Here is a 10200-nt window from a genome sequence, read left to right on the forward strand (position 1 = left end):
CCGCCCTCACCGCCTGCGGCGGCGCCTGGCCTTCGACTTCGCGGGCCGGGCGCCGCTCCGCGCGGGCGCCCCTTCCGTGGGTTCGCGAGCGGCGTCGGCCGGGGCGAAGGAACCCTCGACGACTCCCTCGGCCGTGTCCAGCGTGGGCGCGGTGAAGTGAAGTCCGTCGGTCGGCCCACGCCTGGTCTCGGCGGCCGGAGCCGTGGCGTCGAGGTTGAACACATAGCCGACGGACTCCTCCTTGATGGCCTCGGTCATCGCGCCGTACATGTCGAAGCCCTCGCGCTCGTACTCGACGATGGGCTCCCGGCCCAGCGTCCAGCGCAGGCCGATGCCGTCGCGGAGGTAGTCCATCTCGTAGAGGTGCTCGCGCCATTTTCGGTCGAGGACGGAGAGGACGACCAGGCGTTCCAGGTCGCGCAGGGCCTCGGCACCGAGCTCGGCCTCGCGGTCCTCGTAGCGGGCGTGGATGTCCTCCGTGACCGAGTCGAGCAGGTCGTCGGCGGTGAGGTTCGCGCGGTCGCCCGCCGCGTCCTCCAGGTCCTCGATGGTGATCCGCACGGGGTAGAGCTGTTTGAAGGCGCTCCACAGCCGCTCCAGGTCCCATTCCTCGGCGAAGCCCTCGCTCGTCTCCTGCCCGACGTACGCGCGGACGGTGTCGTCCATGAAGTGCAGGATCTGTTCGCGCAGGTCCTCCCCCGCGAGGACCCGGCGGCGTTCGGCGTAGATGAGGGTGCGCTGCCTGTTGAGGACCTCGTCGAACTTCAGGACGTCCTTGCGGGACTCGAAGTGCTGTTGCTCCAGCTGGGCCTGGGCGGAGGCGATGGCGCGGGTGACCATCTTGTTCTCGATGGGTACGTCGTCGGGGACGTTCGCCATGGACATCACTCGGTCGACCACGTTGGCGCGGAACAGCCGCATCAGGTCGTCCTGGAGCGAGAGGTAGAAGCGGGAGGCTCCCGGGTCGCCCTGCCGGCCCGAGCGGCCGCGCAGCTGGTTGTCGATACGGCGGGACTCGTGGCGTTCGGTCCCGAGGACGTAGAGGCCGCCCAGCTCCTTGACCTCCTCGTGTTCGGTGGCGGCCGAGGAGGTGATGCGGTCCAGGACCCTCTGCTGGTCCTCGGGGTCCGTGTCCTCGCCGGACTCGGCGAGCGCCATGGCCTCCGGGTTGCCGCCGAGCATGATGTCGGTGCCGCGGCCCGCCATGTTGGTGGCCACGGTGACCGCGCCCTTGCGTCCGGCCTGCGCGACGATCTGCGCCTCGCGCTGGTGGTTCTTGGCGTTGAGGACCTCGTGCCGGATGCCCTTCCTGCGCAGCCGCGCGGAGAGCTCCTCGGACTTCTCGACCGAGGTGGTGCCCACCAGGACGGGCTGGCCCGCCTCGTGCTTCTCGGCGATGTCGGCGAGGATCGCGGCGTACTTCGCCTCCTCGGTGCGGTAGATCTGGTCGGGGTCGTCGACGCGGACCATCGGCCGGTTGGTGGGGATCGGGACGACCTGCAGCTTGTAGATCTGGTGGAACTCGGCCGCCTCGGTCATGGCGGTGCCGGTCATGCCGGCGAGCTTCTCGTACAGGCGGAAGAAGTTCTGCAGGGTGATCGTGGCGAGCGTCTGGTTCTCGTCCTTGATCGTCACGCCTTCCTTGGCCTCGATGGCCTGGTGCAGCCCCTCGTTGTAGCGGCGGCCCGCGAGGATGCGCCCGGTGTGCTCGTCGACGATCAGGACCTCGCCGTCCACGAGGACGTAGTCCTTGTCCTTCTTGAAGTGCTCCTTGGCCTTGAGGGCGTTGCTGAGGTGCCCGATGAGCGGGGTGTGGTCGGACTCGTAGAGGCTGTCGATGCCCAACTGGTCCTGGAGGTACTCCACTCCGCGGTCCAGGATCGACACGGTGCGCTTCTTGGGGTCGTACTCGTAGTCGTACTGGGTCCGCAGCTCGGCGAGGCGGTCCTTGTCCGTCGGCGTAGTGAACTGCTCCTCCTGCACCAGGACGCCCGTCATCCGCAGGGCGAACTTGGCGAAGGACTCGTACCAGTGCGTGGGCTGGTCGGCCGGTCCTGAGATGATCAGCGGGGTGCGGGCCTCGTCGATGAGGATCGAGTCGGCCTCGTCGACGATCGCGAAGTGGTGGCCGCGCTGGACGAGTTCGTCCCTCGACCAGGCCATGTTGTCGCGCAGGTAGTCGAAGCCGAACTCGGTGTTGGTGCCGTACGTGATGTCGCAGGCGTACTGGGCGCGACGCTCGGCCGGTGTCGACTGCGACTTGATGACACCGACGGTCAGGCCGAGGAAGCGGTACGCGCGGCCCATCCACTCGGCGTCGCGCTCGGCCAGGTAGTCGTTGACCGTGACGAGGTGAACTCCCTTGCCGGTCAAGGCGTTCAGGTACACGGGAAGCGTGCCGACCAGGGTCTTGCCCTCACCTGTCTGCATCTCGGCGATGTTGCCGAGGTGGAGCGCCGCGCCGCCCATGATCTGGACGTCGAAGTGCCGCATGCCGAGGGTGCGCCGCGCGGCCTCGCGCATGGCCGCGAACGCCTCCGGCAACAGGTCGTCGAGGCTCTCGCCGTCGGCATACCGGTCCTTGAACTCCGGTGTGAGCGCCTGGAGTTCCTCGTCGGTCAGTTCCTTGAAGTCCTCCTCCAAGGAACCGACCTGTTGGGCGATGCGCTCCAGACGGCGCAGCATCCTGCCCTCGCCGGCCCGCATGATCCTGCCGGTGATGGCGTCAAGGCCCTTGGCTGGCATGGGAATTCCCCCACAACTGAGCGGCGTCCATGAGCATCCCTGTCCAGTGGTGGGCCCACTGGAGAATGCGGACGCCCGTTCGCCATTCCACTCATTTCATTGTTGGCGCACAGTTACGGTGCGGCAAGCGGTGGAATGACGGACGGGGCTGCTGTGCGCTCCTGGGGAAAAGGTCAGCGAATGGGTCGGTGGAGGTTTTTCTTCTTGCTCTCCCCGGGTGTCGCGTCGGCGATCCAGGGACCCTCGCCCGACGGGTCGATGATGCCCTGCTCCAGCCACTCGTACGTGCCCGACAGGACGCCCTTGACCACCTTGCGGTCGAGGTCGTCGGTGTTGGTCCACAGCCGGCCGAAGAGTTCGTCGACGCGGATGCGGGACTGGCGGCAGAAGGCGTCGGCGAGTTGGTAGGCCTCGCGGCCGTGCTCCCCTGTGGTGCGCAGGAGTTCGGCGCGCACGCAGGCCGCGCTCATCGCGAAGAGCTCGGCGCCGATGTCGACGATCCGGCCCAGGAAGCCCTGCTTGGTCTCCATGCGGCCCTGCCAGCGGGACATGGCGTAGAAGGTGGAGCGGGCGAGCTTGCGGGCGCTGCGTTCGACGTAGCGGAGATGCGGGGAGAGGTCGACCTCCTGGTTGAACTCTGCGTACGCGCGCGGGAGTTGGCCCTGTCCCGCGACCAGCTTCGGCAGCCACTTGGCGTAGAAGACACCGGCGTTGGCGCCCGCCTTCGCCTTGTCGGAGAGGGACTTGTCGGGGTCGATGAGGTCACCGGCGACCGAGAGGTGGGCGTCGACGGCCTCGCGGGCGATCAGCAGATGCATGATCTCCGTGGAGCCCTCGAAGATGCGGTTGATGCGGAGGTCGCGCAGGACCTGCTCGGCCGGTACCGCCCGCTCCCCTCGCGCCGCCAGTGAATCGGCCGTCTCGAAGCCGCGGCCGCCGCGGATCTGGACCAGTTCGTCGGCCATCAGACAGGCCATCTCGGAGCCGTACAGCTTGGCGAGGGCGGCCTCGATGCGGATGTCGTTGCGGTCCTCGTCGGCCATCTGGGAGGACAGGTCGAGGACGGCCTCCAGCGCGAAGGTCGTCGCCGCGATGAAGGAGATCTTCGCGCCGACCGCCTCGTGGAAGGCCACCGGCTTGCCCCACTGCTCGCGCGCCGCCGACCACTCGCGGGCGATCTTCAGACACCACTTCCCGGCGCCCACGCACATCGCGGGCAGGGAGAGCCTGCCGGTGTTCAGGGTGGTGAGCGCGATCTTCAGGCCCGAGCCCTCCGGGCCGATGCGGTTCGCGGCGGGCACCCGGACCTGGTGGAAGCGCGTGACGCCGTTCTCCAGGCCGCGCAGGCCCATGAAGGCGTTGCGGTTCTCGACGGTGACGCCCTCCGAGGCCGCCTCGACCACGAAGGCCGTGATGCCGCCCTTGTGGCCCTCAGACTTCGGCACCCGCGCCATGACGACGAGGAGGTCCGCGACGACGCCGTTGGTCGTCCAGAGCTTCACTCCGTCGAGGATGTAGTCGTCGCCGTCCGGTACCGCACTGGTCGCCAGGCGCGCCGGGTCGGAGCCGACGTCCGGCTCGGTCAGCAGGAACGCCGAGATGTCGGTGCGGGCGCAGCGCGGCAGGAAGGTCTCCTTCTGCTCCTGGGTGCCGAAGAGCTTCAGCGGCTGCGGTACGCCGATCGACTGGTGCGCGGAGAGCAGGGCGCCGAGCGCCGGGTTCGCGGAGCCGACCAGGGCGAGCGACTTGTTGTAGTAGACCTGGGTGAGGCCCAGACCGCCGTACTTCGTGTCGATCTTCATGCCGAAGGCGCCGAGCTCCTTGAGGCCGTTGATGACCTCGTCGGGGATCAGCGCCTCGCGCTCGATGAGCGCGGCATCGATCTTCGTCTCGCAGAAGTCGCGCAGCTTGGCGAGGAACTCCTCGCCGCGCTGCGCGTCCTCGTCGGCCGGCAGGGGGTGCGGGTGGATCAGGTCGAGCCGGAAGCGGCCGAGGAACAGCTCCTTGGCGAAGCTGGGCCTGCGCCAGTCCTGTTCGCGCGCTGCCTCGGCGACCTGGCGGGCCTCCCGTTCGGTGACGGTTGGCTGGTGGGGTGTTGCGGACATGAGGGTCACCTCGCCGCGAATCGGGAACAGAATCGGGGACTGAATCGGGAACTGCGGTTCGTGCGCCGATCTTGTACGGACTCCTGCGCCGATCCCGTACGCCCCTTTCGTCGATCATTTCGCTGATCTTGGGGCGTACGTTACTGATCGGTGCTACTCGATCGTATGTACCCGATTCCGGGTGACCCCACCAGTCCTCGCGCAGCGTTCGGCCCAACGCGCGCCCCCTGGGGGGTCAGCCGATGTCGACCGAGTACGCCTTCGTGTCGAGCCGTCCGGAGCCGCGGAAGACCTCGGTGCCCGACTCGATTCCGGAGACGTACTTGTCGTTGCTGAGCAGCTTGCGGCGGACCAGGGCCTGGGTGAAGGCGTCGAGGTCGAGGGTGGCCTTGGTGGTGTTGGTGCGGCGGACGAAGGAGAACACCTTCCAGCCGATGTCGCCCTGGTAGATGTCCCACATCGCGCCGCCGAGGCTGACGCTGCCGTACTTGGTGCCGAGGGGGCCCGCGCCGCCCTGGCGGTTGAGCCAGATCATGACCTCGTCGGTGGGCTGGTCCTGCCAGTCCGCGGTGCTCTTGGAGTGCAGCCACAGGTCGTAGGCGACGTTCATGGTGCCGGGGTTCGAGCTGACCGAGAACTCCCAGCTGGTCCTGACAGGCTTGCGGTCGCCGACCCGGACGGGCAGCTCGGTGGCCGCCTTGTCGGTCTTCCAGCCCCAGTGCCAGCCGAGCACGGTGCCGGCGTACGACTTGACGTTGTTCTCCTTGCCGGTCTTGCTGGCCCAGGTGTACTCCGTGCCCCAGCCGATGGTGTCGCCGGACCGGGAGGTGTCCCAGACGCACTGGGTGCCGGTGCCGTCGTCCTGACCCCAGAGGTTGTTGTTGACGTAGTACTTGCCCATCGTGACGGTGTCGAAGGCGCCGCACTTCTTGCTGTCCTCGCCCGCCTGGGCGACAGTGACGCCTGCGGCGACGGCGATCGCCACCGAGCTCGCGAGCAGCGCCTTCGCCTTCTTGGACAGACGTGGTCTGCGGTGTTGCATCGGGGGTCCTTCCGGGGGACGGTCTGTGTACGCCCACTCAGTGGCCGCCGCCCGGCCGGAAGGTTGCCGTGCAGGTGCGGGAAACATTGTCGAAGCGCTTCGACAACCTATGGACACCCAACATCCATCGAGCTACTGTCGAGCCACCCTCACTCGCCCTTGTCCGCAACGCGCACTGTCGAAGCGCTTCACACAATGCTTGGAGAGCTGGATGGTCACCCTCGCCGAGGTCGCCCAGCACGCCGGAGTCTCGGCGAGCACGGTGAGCTATGTCCTCAGCGGCAAGCGGTCCATCTCCGTGGGCACCCGGCAACGGGTCGAGCAGAGCATCCAGGAGCTGGGCTACCACCCGAACGCGGGGGCCCGCGCCCTGGCGAGCAACCGGTCCAACATCATCGCGCTGATGATCCCGCTCCGCACCGACATGTACGTGCCGGTGATGATGGAGATCGCCATCGCGGTGGCGACCAACGCCCGCACGCACGGGTACGACGTGCTGCTGCTCACCGGCGAGGAGGGTCCCGACGCGGTGCGCCGGGTCACCGGCAGCGGGCTCGCCGACGCGATGATCCTGATGGATGTCGAACTCGACGACGAGCGGATGCCGTTGCTCCGCGAGACGGACCAGCCGTCCGTACTCATCGGACTGCCCGCCGACACCTCCGGACTGACCTGCGTCGACCTCGACTTCGGCGCGACGGGCGCGCTGTGCGCCGAGCACCTCGCGCTCCTCGGTCACCGTGACATCGCTGTCATCGGCGAGGCGCCCGGGGTCTACGAACGGCACACGGGCTTCGCCGAGCGCACGCTCGACGGACTCCGTTCCCGGTCACGGGAGTTGGGCCTGCGCGTGCTGCACCGCCCCTGCGAGGGCGGGTACGACGCGATGGCCCTGACGCTCGCCCGGGTCTTCGACGAGCGTCCCGGCACCACGGGCTTCGTCGTGCAGAACGAGTCGGCGGTCGAGCCGCTGCTCGCACTGCTGCGCCAGCAGGGCCGCGCCGTCCCCGAGGACGTGTCGGTGATCGCGATCTGCCCGGACCAGGTCGCCACCCAGGCCTCGGTACGGCTGACCTCGGTCGCCATCCCCGCGCAGGAGATGGGCCGGTACGCCGTGGAGCATCTGGTCGCCAAGCTCGACGGGCACGGCAAGGACGAAGTCGTGCTGATCGCACCGGAGTTGACGGTCCGGGCGAGCACGGGCCCGGCGCCGGCCACCCCCTGAACCGACCCGTGCCGGTCCGGTACCGGCCGCTTCCTCAACCGACCAATGCCGGTCCGGTGCCGGCCTTTTCCTGAACCGACCAACGCCGGTTCGGTGCCGGCCATTTCCTGAATCGACCACCGCACCCAACTTCCCTACGTCTCACGGGTGTTGGGGCACCTCTTTCTGTCCCGGCCGCCAGAGCCGCGCCGGGTCCTTCTCTCCACTCCTTCCTTCAGGAGCACCCCACGTGAATCAGCCTGCCGAGAACCAGCCCCTGCAGGGGGCGGTCAGCCTCGCCCAGTCCTCCCCGACCGTCGGCACGTTCCGCGAGCGGGACGGCGCGCTGGAGTGGAGCGGCCGCACCGAGACCGTACGCGTCGAGCCCTGGGGTCCGGACGCCGTCCGCGTCCGCGCGCGGCTCGGCGGACCGGTCATCGAGGGCCTCCCGGGCGCGTTGCTCGACGAGCCGCCGGCCACCGAGAGCACGGTCAAGATCGAGTCCGGAGAAGGGCGGTTGACGGTCGGCGCGCTGACCGTGCTCATGTCCGCCGAGGGACTCATCAGCTTCGTCCGCTCCGACGACGGCACGGAACTGCTGGCCGAGGAGCGCGCCCACTTCTGGTGGCCGGGTTCGCGCCTCTACACGCCGACCGGCAACGGTCACCATCGCCTGGAGCAGCGGTTCGCCGCGTACGAGGGCGAGAAGCTGTACGGGCTCGGGCAGCACCAGCACGGGCTGTTCGACCAGAAGGGCGCGGTCCTTGACCTGGTGCAGCGGAACGCCGAGGTGACCATCCCGGTGCTCACCTCCAGCCGCGGCTACACCCTCCTGTGGAACTCCCCCGCCATCGGCCGTGTCGAGCTGGCGGGCAACGGCACCCGCTGGGTGGCCGACTCGGCGCGCCAGCTCGACTACTGGATCACGGCGGGCAATCCGGCCGACGCCCAGCGCCGCTACAGCGCGGTGACCGGCCGTACGCCGATGCTGCCGGAGTGGGCGGCAGGATTCTGGCAGTGCAAGCTGCGCTACCGCACACAGGACGAACTCCTCGGCGTGGCAAGGGAGTACAAGCGCCGGGGCCTGCCCCTCTCGGTCATCGTCTGCGACTTCTTCCACTGGACCCACCTCGGTGACTGGAAGTTCGACCTCACCGAGTGGCCCGACCCGGCGGCGATGCGGGAGGAGCTCGACGCGCTGGGCGTCAAACTGGTCGTGTCCGTCTGGCCGTCGGTGTCACCGCTCTCCGAGAACCACCAGCTCATGGAGCAGCGCGGCTACTTCATCGGCACTCAGTACGGCCCGATGGCGCACGCCGACTGGCCCGACAAGGAGGTCGCCTCCACCGTCCAGGTCGCCTTCTACGACGCGACGAACCCGGAGGCGCGGGACTTCCTGTGGTCACGCATGAAGGACAACTACCTTGATCCGTACGGCATCACGGCCTTCTGGCTGGATGCCTGCGAGCCGGAGCTGAAGCCGGGCTTCTCGGAGAACCTGCGCTACTACGCGGGACCGGGCCTGGAGGTGGGCAACCTCTACCCCCGGGAGAACGCCCGCACCTTCTACGAGGGTCTGCTCGCCGCCGGTGAGACCGAGATCGTCTCCCTCAACCGCTCGGCGTGGGCGGGCAGTCAGCGCTACGGCGCCGCCCTGTGGTCCGGCGACATCGGCACGGACTTCGCGACCCTGCGCCGCCAGATCGCGGCCGGCCTCAACACGGCCCTGTCCGGCATCCCTTGGTGGAACACCGACATCGGCGGCTTCCACGGCGGCGACCCGGACGACCCGGCGTTCCGCGAGGTCATGGTCCGCTGGTTCCAGTTCGGCGCCCTGTCCCCGCTGATGCGCCTGCACGGCTTCCGCGACCCGGGCATGCCGCTGGGCCCGGACATGACCGGCGGCCCCAACGAGGTCTGGTCGTACGGCGAGGAGGCCGGCGCCATCCTGGAGAAGTACCTGCGCCTGCGCGAGCGCCTGAAGCCGTACGTCCTGGACGTCATGCGGGAGGCCCACGAGGAGGGGCTGCCGGTGATGCGCCCGCTGTTCCTGGAGTTCCCGGACGACCAGGCCGCCTGGTCGGTGGACGACGCGTACCTCTTCGGCCCCGACCTCCTGGTCGCGCCTGTGCTCACGGCGGGCGCGACGGCCCGTACGGCCTACCTCCCGGCGGGCGCGCGCTGGACGGACGCGTGGACCGGTGAGACGTACGACGGGGGCGCGGCCGTCACCGTCGACGCCCCACTGGACCGTATCCCGCTGTTCCTGCGGGACGGGGCGCGGCTGCCTGTCGCGGAGTGAACAGACGTGTGCGGCCGGTCCCTCCAGGGGCCGGCCGCACACTCATGCGTGGATCAACTGCTGCTGACCGTCAGGTTGTTGGTGGTGAAGTCCAGACCGCCGGACGAGGAGGTGACCTCGTACCCGAACTGGACGTCGCCGATGGTCTCGTTGCCGAACCAGCCCTTGGTGTCCTTGATCCACTTGAGGATCGGCAGGATCTGCACGGTGCCGGAGGACGAGTCCGAGGTGCGCAGGAACGAGAAGACCTCGTTCGCGCCGTTGTTGCCCTTGTAGACGGTCCAGGTATGGCCGCCCAGCGTGACGTTGCCCTGCGAGGTGCCGAGGGGGCCGACGGCTCCGTTGTAGTTGACCCAGAGCATGATCTCGTAGTCGTAGTCGGTGTCCCAGATGTCGTACGAGGTGTTGTACGCGCCGGAGGACGGGACCGTGACGTTATAGCTGCTGGAGAGCGAACCCAGCGAGGTGATCGTCTTGTTGATCACCTTCTTGGAGTTGGGGTACGACTTGATGCCGCCGGTGTTGGGGTGGTTGGCCCAGACTCCCCAGTTGGTACCGGAGTTGGCCCAGATGCACTGGGAACCGGCTCCGGAGCCCCAGATGTTGTTGTAGAGCGTGTAGCCGTTCAGTGAGGTGTTGCCCCACTGGTCGCAGGAGCTCCAGACGGCGGCCTGGGCGGGGGCGGCGGCGACGCCTACGGTGACGCCGAGCGCGAGTGCGGGGGCCGTGAGGGCCTTGGCGATCCTGTTCAGTGTGCGACGTGCCATGGGTGTCCCTTCCATGGGTGGGGGGATTGCGGCTG

At 68.5% G+C, this 10200-nt stretch carries 6 protein-coding genes; 2 read left to right on the plus strand and 4 right to left on the minus strand.

Annotated elements, in window-relative coordinates:
• Positions 1-6: 6 nt before the first annotated feature.
• The 3 genes from secA to OG266_RS11765 form a co-directional block, all read right to left on the minus strand.
• Positions 7-2745 (minus strand): preprotein translocase subunit SecA, encoded by a 2739-nt coding sequence (gene secA, locus OG266_RS11755; protein WP_371545303.1) that lies wholly within the window; start codon positions 2743-2745, stop codon positions 7-9.
• A 173-nt stretch (positions 2746-2918) separates the two neighbouring features.
• On the minus strand, positions 2919-4850 hold the full coding sequence (locus OG266_RS11760) for an acyl-CoA dehydrogenase family protein (protein WP_266474494.1): 1932 nt from the start codon (positions 4848-4850) through the stop codon (positions 2919-2921).
• A 235-nt stretch (positions 4851-5085) separates the two neighbouring features.
• Positions 5086-5892, minus strand: a complete 807-nt coding sequence (locus OG266_RS11765; protein WP_371545306.1) for an endo-1,4-beta-glucanase — start codon at positions 5890-5892, stop codon at positions 5086-5088.
• Between the two features lie 211 nt (positions 5893-6103).
• Between OG266_RS11765 and OG266_RS11770 the strand changes: the two genes are divergently transcribed.
• Both OG266_RS11770 and OG266_RS11775 read left to right on the plus strand, forming a co-directional pair.
• Positions 6104-7117 carry a LacI family DNA-binding transcriptional regulator gene (locus tag OG266_RS11770; RefSeq protein WP_371545308.1) on the plus strand — a complete coding sequence of 338 codons (1014 nt, stop codon included), beginning with the start codon at positions 6104-6106 and terminating at the stop codon, positions 7115-7117.
• A gap of 229 nt (positions 7118-7346) precedes the next feature.
• Positions 7347-9398: a TIM-barrel domain-containing protein gene (locus OG266_RS11775; RefSeq protein WP_371545310.1), complete on the plus strand. Its 2052-nt coding sequence runs from the start codon at positions 7347-7349 to the stop codon at positions 9396-9398.
• 53 nt (positions 9399-9451) lie between these two features.
• Here OG266_RS11775 and OG266_RS11780 read toward each other — a convergent pair whose 3' ends face one another.
• Positions 9452-10165, minus strand: coding sequence for a hypothetical protein (locus OG266_RS11780; protein ID WP_266474500.1), 714 nt, complete (start codon positions 10163-10165; stop codon positions 9452-9454).
• Positions 10166-10200: the final 35 nt, after the last annotated feature.

The organism is Streptomyces sp. NBC_00554 (assembly GCF_041431135.1).
Lineage (GTDB): Bacteria > Actinomycetota > Actinomycetes > Streptomycetales > Streptomycetaceae > Streptomyces.